The 15,942-nt window shown below is 55.8% G+C and carries 16 protein-coding genes; 5 read left to right on the top strand and 11 right to left on the bottom strand.

The genetic code is table 11. The features are described 5' to 3' along the window. Nucleotides 1-6: 6 nt before the first annotated feature. Together FHC48_RS10405 and slyB are read right to left on the bottom strand one after the other, a co-directional pair. Nucleotides 7-1,368 (bottom strand): GGDEF domain-containing protein, encoded by a 1,362-nt coding sequence (locus FHC48_RS10405; RefSeq protein WP_059363765.1) that lies wholly within the window; start codon nt 1,366-1,368, stop codon nt 7-9. Nucleotides 1,369-1,567: 199 nt separating this feature from the next. Further along, the gene (gene slyB, locus FHC48_RS10400; RefSeq protein WP_059363764.1) at nt 1,568-2,035 is read right to left on the bottom strand and encodes an outer membrane lipoprotein SlyB; all 468 of its coding nucleotides are present in this window, start codon (nt 2,033-2,035) and stop codon (nt 1,568-1,570) included. Nucleotides 2,036-2,290: 255 nt separating this feature from the next. On the opposite strand from slyB, the gene anmK reads away from it, so the two are divergent. From anmK to pdxY, 5 genes are all read left to right on the top strand, one after another. Next, the gene (gene anmK / locus FHC48_RS10395; RefSeq protein ID WP_059359831.1) at nt 2,291-3,415 is read left to right on the top strand and encodes an anhydro-N-acetylmuramic acid kinase; all 1,125 of its coding nucleotides are present in this window, start codon (nt 2,291-2,293) and stop codon (nt 3,413-3,415) included. Nucleotides 3,416-3,502: 87 nt separating this feature from the next. Then, a complete protein-coding gene (gene mliC, locus FHC48_RS10390; RefSeq protein ID WP_085930290.1) occupies nt 3,503-3,832 on the top strand; it encodes a C-type lysozyme inhibitor in 330 nt (109 codons plus the stop codon). 57 nt (nt 3,833-3,889) lie between these two features. After that, on the top strand, nt 3,890-4,546 hold the full coding sequence (pdxH, locus tag FHC48_RS10385) for a pyridoxamine 5'-phosphate oxidase (protein ID WP_008500575.1): 657 nt from the start codon (nt 3,890-3,892) through the stop codon (nt 4,544-4,546). Nucleotides 4,547-4,671: 125 nt separating this feature from the next. Beyond that, entirely contained in the window at nt 4,672-5,946 is a 1,275-nt protein-coding gene (tyrS, locus tag FHC48_RS10380) for a tyrosine--tRNA ligase (RefSeq protein WP_059363762.1), read from the top strand. Between the two features lie 66 nt (nt 5,947-6,012). After that, a complete protein-coding gene (gene pdxY / locus FHC48_RS10375) occupies nt 6,013-6,873 on the top strand; it encodes a pyridoxal kinase PdxY (RefSeq protein WP_059359835.1) in 861 nt (286 codons plus the stop codon). Nucleotides 6,874-6,950: 77 nt separating this feature from the next. On the opposite strand, the gene gstA is transcribed toward pdxY, so the two are convergent. From gstA to rsxA, 9 genes are all read right to left on the bottom strand, one after another. Further along, nucleotides 6,951-7,556 carry a glutathione transferase GstA gene (gene gstA, locus FHC48_RS10370; protein WP_008500572.1) on the bottom strand — a complete coding sequence of 202 codons (606 nt, stop codon included), beginning with the start codon at nt 7,554-7,556 and terminating at the stop codon, nt 6,951-6,953. A 105-nt stretch (nt 7,557-7,661) separates the two neighbouring features. Next, nucleotides 7,662-9,170: a dipeptide/tripeptide permease DtpA gene (gene dtpA / locus FHC48_RS10365; protein WP_059363759.1), complete on the bottom strand. Its 1,509-nt coding sequence runs from the start codon at nt 9,168-9,170 to the stop codon at nt 7,662-7,664. A gap of 592 nt (nt 9,171-9,762) precedes the next feature. Further along, entirely contained in the window at nt 9,763-10,398 is a 636-nt protein-coding gene (nth, locus tag FHC48_RS10360; protein WP_008500570.1) for an endonuclease III, read from the bottom strand. Beyond that, nucleotides 10,395-11,081, bottom strand: coding sequence for an electron transport complex subunit E (locus FHC48_RS10355; protein WP_008500569.1), 687 nt, complete (start codon nt 11,079-11,081; stop codon nt 10,395-10,397). Before FHC48_RS10355 ends, nth begins: the two co-directional genes overlap by 4 nt. Before the next feature lie 2 nt (nt 11,082-11,083). Then, nucleotides 11,084-11,704, bottom strand: coding sequence for an electron transport complex subunit RsxG (gene rsxG / locus FHC48_RS10350; protein ID WP_059363757.1), 621 nt, complete (start codon nt 11,702-11,704; stop codon nt 11,084-11,086). A 10-nt stretch (nt 11,705-11,714) separates the two neighbouring features. After that, nucleotides 11,715-12,767, bottom strand: a complete 1,053-nt coding sequence (gene rsxD, locus FHC48_RS10345; RefSeq protein WP_059363754.1) for an electron transport complex subunit RsxD — start codon at nt 12,765-12,767, stop codon at nt 11,715-11,717. Next, on the bottom strand, nt 12,768-14,789 hold the full coding sequence (rsxC, locus tag FHC48_RS10340; protein WP_059363753.1) for an electron transport complex subunit RsxC: 2,022 nt from the start codon (nt 14,787-14,789) through the stop codon (nt 12,768-12,770). Next, nucleotides 14,782-15,360, bottom strand: a complete 579-nt coding sequence (gene rsxB / locus FHC48_RS10335) for an electron transport complex subunit RsxB (RefSeq protein ID WP_008500565.1) — start codon at nt 15,358-15,360, stop codon at nt 14,782-14,784. The genes rsxC and rsxB overlap by 8 nt, the downstream gene beginning before the upstream one ends. Then, nucleotides 15,360-15,941 (bottom strand): electron transport complex subunit RsxA, encoded by a 582-nt coding sequence (gene rsxA / locus FHC48_RS10330; protein ID WP_008500564.1) that lies wholly within the window; start codon nt 15,939-15,941, stop codon nt 15,360-15,362. Before rsxA ends, rsxB begins: the two co-directional genes overlap by 1 nt. Nucleotide 15,942 lies beyond the last annotated feature (1 nt).

Raw genomic sequence — 15,942 nt, 5'->3', positions numbered from 1 at the left:
CTTTTTTTACTTAAAGACCACCACTCGATTACGGCCTGTCTCCTTCGCTTCATACATCGCCTTGTCGGCACTCTCCACGCACGCTTCTGCGGTCACGGACGATGACGTCGCCGTAAATACTCCCATGCTGATGGTAATCGGCTCAGGTAGCTGCCCTCCGCTGCTGGTTTTATCAAAGCTGCTTAGCTTCAACCGAATACGTTCCGCCACCTGGTGGGCTGCATCTGAAGAGGTGTTGGCCAGCATCAGCACAAACTCCTCACCGCCGATTCGAGCCGCGATGTCCTGCGGGCGTACGGAATCCATCAGCAGATTGGCGACAAACTGTAAGACTTTGTCTCCCTGAAGGTGGCCATAGTTATCGTTGATACGCTTGAAGCGGTCGAGATCGCTGACGATAACCGAAACTGGGCGGCTGGGTTTCGCCATGTCCAGCGCCTGGTTTAACGATTCATAAAAATAGCTGCGGTTATACAGGCGCGTAAGCGGATCGCGAATCGAATTTTGATATGACTGCTGATATTTTAAATGGGAATCACGGTACAGCATGAAGACGTCGTAGAGCAGTACAAAAATAATCATCAGCGTAGCGACGGTTTCAAATAGCCGGGCGCGATACCACGATATATCTTCAGCATGTCCGCCTACTAACAGCATGGCGAGCGTGACGATATAGCAAACGCACAGGAAATTTCCGCCTACCCAGAATAAATTGCGCACGCGCGTGACAAACATCAGCGTTACTAATGAAACCACCCAGAAGACAATTAAAGAAATATTTATGCATTGGCTCCATAGCACCATAAACTGACGGGTTTCGTTATCAACCAGGTCAATGGATAACAAGGGCGAGTGACTGGAATATATCCAGGCCAGTCCCACAACGCAGGCGGTAAAGAGAAACGCCCCGCTCACAATTGAGATATTCGCCAACCGTGAAAAGGGGTAATCGCGCGTAGGATAGAGTATTGCCGCAACGATGAACAACACCGCCATTAAAAAGTGGCGGAACATAAAGTAGATCATCGCATCGTTGTAGTTCACGACGTTGAACTGATAGAGGTTCAGCCACGCTGGAAAGCTGGACAGCGTTCCGACCATCAACAGTGCCGAACCGGCAAAGGCAAAGGCGATCGCAATCAGATAGAGCCGCCGCTTATCACACCAGTATTTCATTGCCATAAAGCAGGCAATAAACAGGTGAAACACGAGTAAAAAAATGGTGAGCGTAGGGAACAAAAGAGGCGAGAAGGAGGGAACCCATTCAACCACTTTTGAAAAGAGAGCTTGTAATATTCCGATGACGACAAGGCAACCGAAACAGAACGAGATATAACGACCTTTTAGACAACGACTATTCGCAAGCATATAAGTTTTTACAAAATGAGAAATAAATTATGAAGAGGTAATTGCGAAGAGTCTAAGCAAGTAATGCAATAAATACTTTGCGCGGAGACAATATACGATGAGATTAAATATTTGTGTGGTGAATATATTTTGTAAAAATATTCGTATAAGTGATGTATATTGTAAATGGATGTGGCCCAATGGCCACATCCATTTTTAATTAACGTGGAGAAACGGTCACCTGGCTTCCGTTGCTTGCCAGCACAACGCGCTGACCTGCGGAGAAGCGGGTGCTGCCTTGTTTCTGAACAACCATAATGGTGCTGCCGTCGTCTTTACGAATTTCCAGCTCGACGCCCTGAGTTTTGTTCATCGCACCCTGAACACCCTGGCCTGCTACACCACCGGCCACTGCGCCTGCGGCTGTTGCCAGAGAACGGCCCGTACCGCCGCCGACGGTATTACCCAGGAAACCACCCAGAACGGCACCGCCGATGGCGCCCATCACGTTGTTTTCATCACCACCCTGAATCTGTACAGGGCGTGCGTTAACAACGGTACCGTAAGTCACGTTCTGAACCTGTTTCGCTTCAGAAGCGCTATACACGTCGCCAGAAAGTGAACTGTCATTCACACAGCCAGCCAGAATTAAACCAATCAGCGAAACGCCCAGTACACGTAAAATCATTTGAATCTCCTGTTCACCAAAAACGCCCGATGGGGCGCATCCGTTATGGCTAAATTATATGGCATAAGGGGCCATCGTTCATATCTTTGCACTAACAATAGGAAAATTGTACTTGAATTTGACTTAACGAGACATAAACAGGATCCGCCCACGCTACCCGTCTGACATTGTTAAAAAATATTATTGCCGGATGGCAAAGCGACGCCGTTTATGGTTGAGTGGATATCCTTAGCCCACGCAACGTAAGGAAAGCGCATGAAATCGGGTCGCTACATTGGTGTGATGTCAGGCACCAGTCTGGATGGGGTAGATGTCGTTCTGGCTGCCATTGATGAGAACATGGTGGCGCAGCAGGCGAGCCTGACCTGGCCAATCCCCATTTCACTGAAAGAGGATATTCTCAGTATCTGTCAGGGGCAGCAGCTGACCCTTTCGCAGCTTGGACAGCTGGATGTTCGCCTGGGGGCGCTGTTTGCGGATGCGGTGCAGGCTTTGATGCAAAAAGAACATCTTCGTCCGCAGGATGTGGTGGCCATCGGGTGTCACGGACAAACGGTCTGGCATGAACCCATCGGCGATGCCCCGCACACCCTGCAAATCGGCGATAACAACCAGATTGTGGCGAAAACGGGCGTCACGGTGGTCGGCGATTTCCGTCGTCGCGATATTGCCCTTGGCGGACAGGGCGCACCGCTGGTGCCCGCGTTTCATCAGGCGCTGCTGGCACACCCTTCAGAACGGCGTATGGTGCTCAACATTGGTGGGATCGCCAATCTGTCGATGCTTATTCCGGGGCAGCCGGTCCGCGGCTACGATACCGGCCCGGGCAATATGTTAATGGATGCCTGGATCTGGCGTCAGTGCGGGCAACCGTATGATAAAAACGCGGAGTGGGCGAGTGAGGGTAAGGTGATTCTCCCGCTGCTGCAGTCCATGCTGAGCGATCCTTATTTTGCCTTACCGGCACCGAAAAGCACGGGGCGTGAATACTTCAACTTTGGCTGGCTTGAGCGCCAGCTGGCGTCATTCCCGGCGCTCGCGCCGCAGGATGTTCAGGCGACGCTTGCCGAGCTTACGGCCGTGTCGATTTCTGAACAGGTGCTGCTTAGCGGCGGATGTGAACGCCTGCTGGTGTGCGGCGGGGGAAGCCGTAACCCGCTGGTGATGGCGCGTCTTGCCGGGCTGCTGCCGGGCACCGAAGTGTCGACGACCGATGAGGCCGGCATCAGCGGTGATGATATGGAGGCGCTGGCCTTCGCCTGGCTTGCCTGGCGCACCATTGCCGGGCTGCCGGGCAATTTACCGTCGGTAACCGGCGCGCGCGAGGCGAGCGTCCTTGGGGCGATTTTCCCGGCAAATCCGCGTCATAATCAGAGTTAACTGAAATTCAGCGCGGCGCGTCGTCGTTAAAATGGAACGAAACAGGGGGGCAGTCATGCCCTCCAGGACCAGGATAGTCTTCGGAATATGCCCATGAAAAAACTTCTTCTTATTGCCGCCCCTTTGCTGCTGTCAGGATGCAGCGTCTACAACCAGCTCGTTGAGCGCATGCAGACCGATACCCTGGAGTATCGCTGCGACGAAAAACCGCTGACCGTGAAGCTGAACAATCCGCGCCAGGAAGCCAGTTTTGTTTACGACAATAAATTGCTGACGCTGAAGCAGGGCATTTCGGCCTCGGGCGCACGCTACACCGACGGTATCTATGTCTTCTGGTCGAAAGGCGACAGCGCCACGGTCTACAAACGCGACCGTATTGTGCTGAACAATTGCCAGCTCGAAAATCCGAAGCGTTGAGATTTTTACAGGGGCGGCGCACAATAGCGCCACCCACTCTCAATGTCAGCTAACGCCATGTCAGATAACGATGAACTGCAGCAAATTGCGCATCTGCGCCGTGAATACACCAAAGGCGGCCTGCGTCGCCAGGATCTTCCCGCTGAACCCCTCGTGCTTTTTGAACGCTGGCTGAAACAGGCCTGCGAAGCGAAACTTGCCGACCCAACGGCGATGGTTGTCGCAACGGTAGATGAAAACGGTCAACCGTATCAGCGTATCGTATTGCTCAAGCATTATGACGAGAAAGGGCTGGTGTTCTATACCAACCTTGGCAGCCGCAAAGCGCACCATCTGGAAAACAATCCGCGTATCAGCCTGCTGTTCCCGTGGCACATGCTGGAACGTCAGGTCATGGTGACCGGCAAGGCGGAACGTCTCTCGACGCTGGAAGTGGTGAAGTATTTCCACAGTCGTCCGCGTGACAGCCAGATTGGCGCCTGGGTATCAAAACAGTCCAGCCGCATTTCCGCCCGCGGCGTGCTGGAAAGTAAATTCCTCGAGCTGAAGCAGAAGTTCCAGCAGGGTGAAATCCCGCTGCCGAGCTTCTGGGGTGGTTTCCGCATCCCGATTGAGCAAATCGAATTCTGGCAGGGGGGCGAACATCGCCTGCACGACCGCTTTTTATACCAGCGCGAGAATGGCGGCTGGAAAATCGACAGACTGGCGCCGTAATCCCCGAAATTTGTTGATTTAAGCGCTAGCGCACACCGCGCTTGCGCTTTATTCTATGGTCCTTTCGCATCAGGCGAAAAGTCGTGTACCGGCAAAGGTGCAGTCGTTTATACATGGAGAATTTGATGGCAAGCAGTAACTTGATTAAACAATTGCAAGAGCGGGGCCTCGTGGCCCAGGTGACGGACGAGGAAGCGTTAGCAGAGCGACTGGCGCAAGGCCCGATCGCGCTCTATTGCGGCTTCGATCCCACCGCTGACAGCTTGCATTTGGGGCATCTTGTTCCATTGTTATGCCTGAAACGCTTCCAGATGGCGGGCCATAAGCCTATTGCCCTGGTGGGCGGCGCGACCGGTCTGATTGGTGACCCAAGCTTTAAAGCCGCTGAGCGTAAACTGAACACCGAAGATACCGTGCAGGAGTGGGTCGATAAGATCCGCAAACAGGTTGCACCGTTCCTCGACTTCAACTGTGGCGATAACGCCGCGATTGCCGCGAACAACTACGACTGGTTTGGCAGCATGAACGTGCTGACCTTCCTGCGCGACATCGGCAAGCACTTCTCTGTTAACCAGATGATTAACAAAGAGGCCGTGAAGCAGCGTCTGAACCGTGACGACCAGGGAATCTCCTTTACCGAGTTCTCCTACAACCTGCTGCAGGGGTATGACTTTGCCTGCCTGAACAAACTGCACGGTGTTTCCCTGCAGATTGGCGGTTCTGACCAGTGGGGTAATATCACCTCCGGTATCGACCTGACCCGTCGCCTGCACCAGAATCAGGTCTTTGGTCTGACCGTTCCGCTGATTACCAAAGCTGACGGTACCAAATTTGGTAAAACCGAAGGCGGCGCGGTATGGCTCGATCCGAAGAAAACCAGCCCGTACAAATTCTACCAGTTCTGGATCAACACGGCGGATGCCGATGTTTATCGCTTCCTGAAGTTCTTCACCTTTATGGATATTGAAGACATCAATGCGCTGGAAGAAGAAGACAAGAACAGCGGTAAAGCGCCACGCGCGCAGTACGTGCTGGCAGATGAAGTGACCAAACTGGTTCACGGTGAAGAAGGTCTGGCCGCGGCAAAACGCATTACTGCAAGCCTGTTCAACGGTACCCTGAGCGATCTGAGCGAAGCGGACTTCGAACAGCTGGCGCAGGACGGCGTGCCAATGGTTGAGATGGAGAAAGGGGCTGACCTGATGCAGGCGCTGGTGGATTCTGAGCTGCAGCCTTCCCGCGGTCAGGCGCGTAAAACCATCGCCTCAAACGCGATCACCATCAACGGTGAAAAGCAGGCTGACCCGGAATACACCTTTGTTGATGGCGACCGTCTGTATGGCCGCTACACCCTGCTGCGTCGCGGTAAGAAAAACTACTGCCTTGTCTGCTGGAAATAATTAACAGTCTCGAGGGGCGTGGGAAACCACGCCCCTTTTGTTTTTTCAGGGTTTGGTAAGCACAAAATGAAGAACATCCTCGCCATTCAGTCCCACGTTGTTTTTGGGCATGCTGGCAACAGCGCTGCGGAATTCCCGATGCGCCGCCTCGGCGTCAACGTCTGGCCCCTCAATACCGTTCAGTTCTCTAACCACACGCAGTATGGCAAATGGGCCGGCTGCGTGATGCCGCCTTCGCACCTCACCGAGGTGGTGCAGGGCATTGCCGATATCGGCCAGCTCAAGCGCTGTGACGCCGTATTGAGCGGTTATCTTGGTTCAGCGGAGCAGGGGGAACATATCCTCGGCATCGTGCGTCAGGTAAAGGCTGTCAACCCGTCGGCAAAATACTTCTGCGACCCCGTTATGGGCCATCCGGAGAAAGGCTGTATCGTGGCGCCAGGCGTGGCAGAATTCCACGTTCGCCATGCGCTGCCCGCCAGCGATATCATTGCGCCAAACCTGGTCGAACTGGAAATTCTCTGCGAGCATCCGGTTAACAGCGTAGAAGAGGCCGTAAGCGCGTCACGCGAGCTGATCGCGCAGGGGCCTGAGGTTGTGCTGGTAAAACACCTCGCGCGCGCAGGGCTAAGCCAGGATCGCTTTGAGATGCTGCTGGTGACGAAAGAGGATGCCTGGCATATCAGCCGTCCGCTGGTGGATTTTGGCCCGCGTCAGCCGGTGGGCGTGGGCGATGTGACCAGCGGGCTGCTGCTGGTGAAACTGCTTCAGGGTGCAACGGTGAGGGACGCGCTGGAGCACGTTACGGCAGCGGTGTACGAAATTATGATTGCGACGAAAGAGATGCAGGAATATGAACTGCAGGTGGTCGCGGCACAGGATCGTATCGCGAAGCCGGAGCACTATTTCAGCGCAACCCAGCTTTAAACGATGCCGGGTGGCGCTGCGCTTACCCGGCCTACAAAACCCGTCGGCCCGTGCCAGCGCAGCGCCGCCGGGCGATATTAGTTAAGACCTTCCGCTTTCAGCGCCGCAGCCACCGCAGGACGTTCAGCCACGCGTTTCATATACGATGCAATGTGGTCTAACCCTTCCAGATTCAGCTTAACCGCACGTGCCCAGCGCAGCACGGTGAACAGATACGCATCAGCGATCGTGAAGCGTGAGCCGCCAATCCACTGTTCGTCTTTCAGCGATTCGTTAACGTACTGCAGCTTTTTCTCCAGCAGGGCGCGCAGGGTCGGCTTAAACTCTTCCGGCGTATCCGGGCGGAACAGCGGCGTAAAGCCTTTGTGCAGCTCGGTGGCAATGTAGTTCAGCCATTCCAGCGTTTTATAGCGAGAAATGGTACTGACCGGGGCCAGCAGCTGGCGATCGGGCACGCTATCGGCCAGGAACTGCATAATCGCCACGCCTTCGGTCAGCAGGGTACCGTCATCCAGCAGGAGCGCCGGAACCTGTCCTTTCGGGTTAATGGCAAGAAAGTCATCGCCGTTTTCCAGACGTTTTTTCATCAGATCAACGCCATCCAGCGTGAAATCTTTGCCGCTCTCGCGCAGGGTGATATGGGAAGCAAGAGAGCACGCGCCCGGTTTGTAGAACAGTTTCATCGGTAACTCCTTTTCGCTGAGGTTTCAGCTATGTTAGTGCGCAAACGGATAAAAAAAAAGCCGCTAATCAATTAGCGGCTTCTGGTCAGTCGTTTCTCACGGATTTCACGCAGTAGCGGTTTTGGTCGCCTTAGCGGTCTTGTCGTCGTCCTGAGTCATGCGATTCAGTTTCGGTGCGGTCAGCAGCATCAGAGCGGCAATAACGGCAGTCGCGATACCAATCTGCATGAACACGGTACCGTAGACGTTCAGGGAAACCAGTGGGTCAGTGACGTCTTCCGGCACAGCCATCAGGTTCGCAATCTTACCGGCGATAATTGCTGCACCGGCAGTGGTCAGGAACCAGCTACCCATAATGAAGCCCATCAGACGCTGCGGAACCAGCTGTGCAACCATTGCCAGACCCAGACCAGAGATCATCAGTTCGCCGATAGACTGCAGCGCGTAGCTCAGGATCAGCCAGTTAACGGATACGATACCGGCGTCGGTAGCAAATTTGGTACCCAGCGGCAGCACCAGGAACGCGCCGGAGCACAGCACCATACCGATAGCAAACTTGTGCGGCATTGGCAGACGGTCGCCCATCTTGTTATAGATCGCGGCCAGAATCGGGCTACCAATCATGATCCAGAACGGGTTCAGTGCCTGATACTGCTCCGGTTCGAACGCGATGCCCAGAATAGAGTGCTCAACGTTACGAATGGCGAAGAAGTTCAGAGAGGTTGGCATCTGGCTGTACAGCACGAAGAAGATAATCGCTTCCAGCATCAGAATGAAGGCCACGATCATCTTACGACGGGCAGCACCCTGCATAGCGAATGCTTCTTTCGCGAAGATAACCACGATACCCAGCGCCACAACGCCCAGAACGGCACGTGCGATACCCTGGTTGTGCAGCAGCCAGGTAGCGATGGCCGCCAGGACCACAACGCCTACGATGGTCGCCAGCAGTTTGCCCATATGCACAGGCTCGAAGTCTGGTTTTGAACCGTAGTTTTTAACCCAGCTGCGGCAGAACAGGAAGTTCACCACGGTGATCAGCATACCGACGAAGCTCAGCGCAAACGCCACGCTCCAGCCGAATTTCGCTGCGAGCCATGGAGTTGCCAGCATCGAGAAGAACGAACCGATGTTGATGGACATGTAGTACATGGTAAATGCACCGTCCAGACGCGGGTCATCTTTGCTGTAGCAGGTAGAGAGCAGGGAAGACGGGTTCGCTTTGAACAGACCGTTACCCACGGCGATCGTGGCCATGCCCATATACACGACAGCGGCATCATGCCCTGACCATGCTACCAGTCCATAGCCAATCGCCAGAACAATGGCGCCCAGCATGATGACACGTTTAGTTCCGAGGACTTTATCGCCCAGCCAGCCGCCGATAGCGACCAGACCGTACACCAGAGCACTGAAGGAGGAGAACAGCGTGATGGAATCGGCTTCGGACATACCCAGCTGTTTCACCAGGTAAACCGCCATGATCCCTTGCAGGCCGTAGTAACCAAAACGCTCCCATAACTCGATAGAGAAGATGAGATAGAACGCTTTAGGTTGTTTAAAAGCGTTCAGACTCACGCTTTCATCTGTTGGTTTATTGTTTGCAGTCGACACATATACCTCTTTTTTTACATCCCATATTAACGGGGGTGTTCATAGCGTGATGGCCGTAGTCCATACGCCTTATAGTTATATTGGGAGGAGAAACGGCGGGTAATGTTCACTATCCTGCCCCATCTGGCAATACGTTTGTAATAATCTGTTACATATATCCTGGGTGGTATAATCGTCGGTTCATACAAATGTTATTCAGCGTTAAATTTCATACGCTGAGTAAAGGTAGCTTTTTCGACTGGTAATCACCGGTCAGTACGGGCTGTTGGCGATATGTTCTGCTATTTGCCGCTTGTGGTAGTGATATAGCCCATATTCTGAAAAATAGCTGGTCTTATCGTCGGCAAAGAAAGAGGAGTGTCTTGTCAGATAAAGGGTTTGGGTCGATTTTGACAACAAAAATACAACATGAAGTTATCAGGGTGATCGCGATCACAGATGTATAGAAATTTTCGGCTATGAAAAAACTATTAACCTGTTTCAGCGTTAAAGGGCCGAATAAGTGACAGGTGAGGCGAAACGAAAGGCGAACAAATAACGGTCAAAAGAAGAGCGTTTGAAAGCCCTTCTTTAGCCAGGGGATTGAGATGCCTCAGGGATATACTTTTTCTTTGTATTCGCAGAGATCTTCAATAATGCAGGAGCCGCAGCGAGGCTTACGGGCAATACACGTGTAACGACCGTGCAGAATCAGCCAGTGATGGCAATCAACCTTAAATTCTGCCGGAACCACTTTCAGCAGCTTCTCTTCGACCTGCTCGACATTTTTCCCCGGCGCGAAGTTGGTCCGGTTAGACACGCGAAAGATATGCGTATCGACGGCGATAGTGGGCCAGCCAAACGCGGTATTGAGTACTACGTTCGCGGTTTTACGACCCACGCCCGGCAAGGCTTCCAGCGCAGCGCGGTCTTCCGGCACTTCGCCTCCGTGCTGCTCCAGCAAAATTCGGCAGGTCTTGATGACGTTCTCGGCTTTGCTGTTAAACAGGCCGATGGTTTTGATATAGGACTTCACGCCTTCCACGCCCAGCTCCAGCATGGCCTTCGGCGTATTGGCGACCGGATAGAGCAGGGCGGTGGCTTTATTGACGCTCACGTCGGTAGCCTGTGCAGAGAGCAACACGGCGATCAGCAGCTCAAACGGGGAGGTAAAATTCAGCTCCGTCGTCGGGTGCGGGTTCTCGTCCCGCAGACGGGTCAGGATCGCAATGCGCTTTTCTTTATTCATGAGGCCTTCTCGGGTGTCCCTTCCAGAACGCTGCGCTCAGCCGCGCGGCGCTTACGTTTCTCATCAATCAGGTATTTTATCGCCAGCATCATGCCAAGGCCAATAAACGCGCCGGGCGGCAGCATCGCCAGCAGGAATGGCGTATCGGTGTGGAACACTTCAATACGCAGCGCTTTGGCCCAGCCGCCCAGCAGCGCATCAGCGCCGTCAAACAGCGTACCGTTGCCGAGGATCTCGCGCAGCGAGCCCAGCACGAACATGGCGCAGGTGGCACCCATGCCAATAGAAAAACCGTCCAGCGCCGACATGGCCGGACTGTTTTTCACCGCAAAGGCTTCCGCACGCCCGACCACGATACAGTTGGTGACGATAAGGGGAATGAAGATCCCGAGCGACTGGTACAGACCAAACGCGTAGGCGTTAATCAGCATCTGAACAATACTGACCACCGACGCAATGATCATGACGTAAATAGGAATACGAATTTCCGACGGCGTCCAGCGGCGCAGGGCAGAGATGGAGAGGTTGGTCAGGGTCAATACGAGCGTGGTTGCCAGACCCAGACCGAGCGCGTTGGTGGCGGTGGATGTCACCGCCAGCAGTGGGCACATCCCCAGAAGCTGTACCAGCGCGGAGTTGTTTTTCCACAACCCCTGGACAATAACCTCTTTAACCTGGCTCATGATTACTCCTCACAGGCCGGAAGATTGTTGATTTGCGCGGGCAGCGTTTCAGCGTATAGCCCGGCTCGTTTTACGGCATTCACCACCGCACGTGGGGTGATGGTCGCCCCGGTGAACTGGTCGAACTCGCCGCCATCTTTCTTCACCGCAAACGCGGTGTCATCTTCACCATGGATCACTTTACCGGCAAAGTGCAAAATCCAGTCGCTCAGACGGGTTTCAATTTTATCGCCAAGACCCGGCGTTTCATGGTGTTCCGTCACGCGGGTGCCCAGTATGGTGCCGGAGAAATCACTGCCCACGAGGAGCTGAATGGCACCGGAATAGCCGTCAGGCGCCGTCGCTTCCATCACCGCGCCAACCGGTTTATCCCCTTTGCGGGCAATAAAGAGGCGGTGCGGGCCTTTCCCAAGCTGCGGCGCGTCTACCACAAAGCAGCTTTTTTGCAGGTCGTTATCGTAGAATTCCGCCGGGATCACCTGATCGAACAGCGCCTTTTGCTGCTTCAAGGCCTGCTCTTCGATGGTCGTTTTGGTCAGCGCATTTACCAGCGCCGTCAGCCCTGTCAGGACCGCGGCGAAGACAGCCAGCGTGACGCCGTGTTTTTGCATCGTTTTGAACATGGCGAGACCCTTAGCGATGACCGTACACGCGCGGACGCGTGTAATAGTCGATGAGCGGAACGGTAATGTTGGCAAGCAGGACGGCAAAAGCCACGCCGTCCGGGTACCCGCCAAAGCTGCGGATGAGCCAGACCAGCAGGCCTGCCAGCGCGCCGAAGATCAGGCGCCCGCGGTTAGTCGTTGAGGCCGTCACCGGATCCGTCAGGATAAAGAAGGCACCCAGCATGGTCGCCCCGGAGAGCAGGTGCAGCTGCGGGCTGGCCAGGGATTCAGGAGAGAATACCCACCCCAGCGTGGCGCAGATCGCCAGCGTCACGAGGAAGCTGACCGGAATATGCCAGCGGATGGCTTTCTGCTGCAGCAGGAACAGGCCGCCCAGCAGATACGCCAGGTTGACCCACTGCCAGCCGGCTCCCGCCAGCACGCCGCTGTAGATCGCCGATTTCATGATTTGCTCGACGCTGTGCCCGGCATGCAGGGACGTTTTAAAGGTATCAAGCGGCGTCGCCTGGCTGATCCCGTCCACGCCCATGCGCAGCGCGTTCATATCGGCACCGAGCGCCGTATGGCCGGTAAAGATCACGTGCAGAGCATCCATGAAGCCCGGAACCGTGGCCGCAATCTCGTGCGGTGGCAGCCAGCTGGTCATCTGTACCGGGAAGGAGATCAGCAGCACCACGTAGCCGATCATCGCCGGGTTAAACGGGTTATGGCCGAGTCCGCCATACAGCTGTTTGGCAATGATCACCGCAAACACGGTGCCGAGGACCACCATCCACCATGGAGCAAACGGCGGGATACTGATCGCCAGCAGCAGCCCGGTCAGCAGCGCGGAGTTATCGGCCAGAATGCGGGAGACCGCCGCCTTGCGCAGCTTAAGGACAAGGGCTTCCGCCGCTAAGGCGCTGGCACAGCCCAGGATTATCTGGAACAGGGTTCCCCAGCCGAAAAACCAGCACTGAACGGCAATGCCCGGCAGCGCCGCCAGGCAGACCAGCATCATAATGCGCGATGTCTGGCGCTGATTGTGGGTGTAAGGGGAGCTTGCGATTCTGAAAACCATTTAATCCTCGTTAACTGCTTGCTGTGCGGCTTTCTTTGCCTGAACGCGCGCAATGGCGGCGGCGACGGCGGCTTTGCGCGGGTCATCGTTGGCGGCCTGCGGCTGCTCATCCTGCTGCGCCGCTTTGCGGGCTTTAGCGCGGGCAATCGCCGCTTCGACGGCGGCTTTACGCGGATCGACCGGCGCGTCGGGTTCTGCGGTTGGCGTCTGCTGCGCCACTTTGCGGGCTTTGGCACGGACAATCGCCGCCTCAACGGCCGCTTTGCGAGGGTCGACCGCTTCCTGCTCAACCACCACGTTCTGCTCGCCGGCCTTGCGCGCTTTGGCGCGGGCTATTGCCGCTTCAACGGCCGCTTTACGCGGGTCGATCTCAGCATCCGTCTGGACCGTTTGCGCTTTTTCAGCCTGACGGGCGCGAGCCTGAGCTTTACGTGCTTCACGCGCCGCAATGGCTTCGCTGTTGTCCGGCTTCTCGCCGGCCGGGATCACCACAGGCTGCGCCGCGGTCGCTTTTTTCTCGCGAACGCGAGCCAGTGCGGCAGTAATCGCATCCTGATCTTTCTCGCCGGGCTGAACGGCGGCCTGCTTATGGCGCTCCTGACGGGCGATTTTCTCGCGTTCCAGTCGCGCCTGGCGCGCTTCAAAGCGCGCTTTGGCTTCCGCCGCGCGTTTTTCTTCCATGGAGATGGCATAAATTTCCGCCTTCTCCTGGCGGAAATACTGCACCAGAGGAATGTTGCTAGGGCAGACCCAGGCGCAGGCGCCGCATTCGATGCAGTCGGCCAGGTTATGGGCTGTCGCCTTGTCGTGCAGCTGGCCTTTGCTGTACCAGTACAGCTGCTGCGGAAGTAGATCCGCCGGGCAGGCGTCGGCACAGGCGCTGCAGCGAATACAGCCTTTTTCTTCCTGCTCTTCACCCATCTCGGTCGGGGAAGGGGCGAGCAGGCAGTTGGTGATTTTGACTACCGGCACATCGAGCCACGGCAGGGTAAAGCCCATCAGCGGGCCGCCCATGATCACCATCTGGTCGCTGGCCGGGCAAAACTCAGCCTGCTCCAGCAGGTGACGCACCGGCGTACCCAGACGCGCCCAGACGTTGCCCGGACGAGAGACCGCTTCCCCGGTCAGCGTTACCACGCGTTCGGTCAGCGGCTCGCCGTCGATCACCGCGCGCTTCACGGCGTACGCGGTCCCGACGTTCTGCATCAGCACGCCGATATCTGAAGAGCGTCCGCCGTGCGGAACCTGCTTACCGGTGAGAATTTGCGTCAGCTGTTTAGCACCGCCAGAGGGGTATTTGGTCGGGATAACGCGCAGGCTAATATCGTGACTGCCCGCCAGCACGGCGCGCAGCATTGAGATAGCCTGCGGTTTATTGTCTTCGATACCAATCAGCACTTCTCGCGGCTGCAGAATGTGCGCGAGGATGCGGATGCCTTCCACCACCTGGGCGGCGCAGTCCTGCATCAGACGATCGTCGGCGGTGATGTACGGTTCGCATTCGGCGGCGTTGATAATCAGCGTCTGAATGTTATCGCCACCGCCGCGCAGCTTGACGCCGGTCGGGAAGCCTGCGCCACCCAGGCCAGCAACGCCGAACTGATGAATGCGTTCGATAAGCGCCTCGCGGCTGCGGGAGCGGTAGTCGCTCCAGCCATCGCGGTCGATCCAGCGGTCTTCGCCGTCGGCTTCAATAATCACGCTCAGCTCTGCGAGCGCTGACGGATGCGCCACCGTATGAGGCGCGATAGCGACCACCTTACCGGAGGTGGGGGCGTGCACCGGTAGCATACGTCCGCGACCAAAGGTCAGCGGCTGGCCGCGAAGAACCGTATCGCCTTCTTTCACGCACAGCTCACCCTCAGCGCCAATGTGCTGCTTGAGCGGCATGACGAAACGGGTCGCCAGCGGTATTTGACGCAGCGGCGTGCCGTTAGACTGGCTTTTCATCTCCGGTGGGTGAATACCCCCGTCAAAGTCCCAAATCTTCTCTTTTCTGAAAGCAGAAAATAACTTAAGCATGTTGTTCCACAGGAATATTGCGAACCGGAATGGTTTGAAGATCCCATTTCCAGCTTTCGGTAGTCGTTTCAACCGGGCGCAGCTCGATACATTGCGTCGGGCAGGGGGCTACGCAGAGGTTACAGCCGGTGCACAGGTCCGCCACCACGGTGTGCATGGCGCGCGTGGCGCCAACAATGGCGTCGACCGGGCAGGCCTGAATACATTTGGTACAGCCGATGCAGTTCGCTTCGTCGATCACGGCCAGCGCGCGGACCGGCTCCTGCACGTCCGCGTCGCCATCAACCGGCTGCGGATCAACGTTAAGCAGGGCGGCAATTTTCAGCATGACTGCTTCGCCGCCGGGGGCGCAGCGGTTAATTTTTTCGCCCTGGATGCCTACCGCTTCAGCGTAAGGGCGGCAGCCCGGGTAGCCACATTGCCCGCACTGGCTTTGCGGCAGAAGCTCATCAATTTTCTCAACAACGGGATCGTCCTCTACCGCGAAACGGCGGGAGGCGTAACCCAGGATAAGGCCAAACACCAACCCCAGGACGCTGATAGAGGCGATGGCAATCCAGATAGCATTCATTACAACTTCACCAGACCACTAAAGCCCATAAAGGCCAGAGACATTAAACCGGCGGTGACCAGCGCAATTGCGTTACCGCGGAAGGGCGCAGGAATATCCGCTGCTGCCAGGCGCTCGCGAATAGAGGCAAACAGCACCATGACCAAAGAGAAACCGACAGCCGCAGAAAAACCATACAGCGCCGATTGCATAAAGTTATGACCCAGGTTGATGTTCAGCAGCGCCACGCCGAGAACGGCGCAGTTAGTGGTGATCAGCGGCAGGAAGATGCCCAGCAGGCGATAGAGCGCCGGGCTGGTTTTGCGCACCACCATTTCGGTAAACTGCACCACCACCGCGATAACCAGAATAAAGGCCAGCGTACGGAGATAGGTTAACCCCAGCGGGATGAGGATCCAGGTATCAATCCACCACGCGCAGATGGACGCCAGCGTCATGACGAAGGTCGTCGCCAGCCCCATACCCATTGCCGTTTCCAGCTTTTTGGAAACGCCCATAAACGGGCACAGGCCAAGGAACTTCACCAGAACGAAGTTGTTAACCAGCACGGTGCCGACAAAGAGCAGTAAGTAATCGGTCATT

Origin of the sequence: Enterobacter sp. EC_50 (assembly GCF_019584525.1) — a bacterium.
Lineage (GTDB): Bacteria > Pseudomonadota > Gammaproteobacteria > Enterobacterales > Enterobacteriaceae > Enterobacter > Enterobacter roggenkampii.
The sequence above is the reverse complement of the archived record's forward strand: the minus strand, read 5'-3'. Positions and strand labels throughout refer to the sequence as shown.

Excerpts from the sequence above, each read along its gene's own strand:
- rsxG (WP_059363757.1), bottom strand. The coding sequence starts at position 11,704 with ATGTTCAAAACGATGCAAAAACACGGCGTCACGCTGGCTGTCTTCGCC.
- slyB (WP_059363764.1), bottom strand. The coding sequence starts at position 2,035 with ATGATTTTACGTGTACTGGGCGTTTCGCTGATTGGTTTAATTCTGGCT.
- rsxA (WP_008500564.1), bottom strand. The coding sequence starts at position 15,941 with ATGACCGATTACTTACTGCTCTTTGTCGGCACCGTGCTGGTTAACAAC.
- FHC48_RS10355 (WP_008500569.1), bottom strand. The coding sequence starts at position 11,081 with ATGAGCCAGGTTAAAGAGGTTATTGTCCAGGGGTTGTGGAAAAACAAC.
- rsxD (WP_059363754.1), bottom strand. The coding sequence starts at position 12,767 with ATGGTTTTCAGAATCGCAAGCTCCCCTTACACCCACAATCAGCGCCAG.
- FHC48_RS10405 (WP_059363765.1), bottom strand. The coding sequence starts at position 1,368 with ATGCTTGCGAATAGTCGTTGTCTAAAAGGTCGTTATATCTCGTTCTGT.
- mliC (WP_085930290.1), top strand. The coding sequence starts at position 3,503 with ATGCCCATGAAAAAACTTCTTCTTATTGCCGCCCCTTTGCTGCTGTCA.
- anmK (WP_059359831.1), top strand. The coding sequence starts at position 2,291 with ATGAAATCGGGTCGCTACATTGGTGTGATGTCAGGCACCAGTCTGGAT.
- pdxY (WP_059359835.1), top strand. The coding sequence starts at position 6,013 with ATGAAGAACATCCTCGCCATTCAGTCCCACGTTGTTTTTGGGCATGCT.
- tyrS (WP_059363762.1), top strand. The coding sequence starts at position 4,672 with ATGGCAAGCAGTAACTTGATTAAACAATTGCAAGAGCGGGGCCTCGTG.
- pdxH (WP_008500575.1), top strand. The coding sequence starts at position 3,890 with ATGTCAGATAACGATGAACTGCAGCAAATTGCGCATCTGCGCCGTGAA.
- rsxB (WP_008500565.1), bottom strand. The coding sequence starts at position 15,360 with ATGAATGCTATCTGGATTGCCATCGCCTCTATCAGCGTCCTGGGGTTG.
- nth (WP_008500570.1), bottom strand. The coding sequence starts at position 10,398 with ATGAATAAAGAAAAGCGCATTGCGATCCTGACCCGTCTGCGGGACGAG.
- rsxC (WP_059363753.1), bottom strand. The coding sequence starts at position 14,789 with ATGCTTAAGTTATTTTCTGCTTTCAGAAAAGAGAAGATTTGGGACTTT.
- gstA (WP_008500572.1), bottom strand. The coding sequence starts at position 7,556 with ATGAAACTGTTCTACAAACCGGGCGCGTGCTCTCTTGCTTCCCATATC.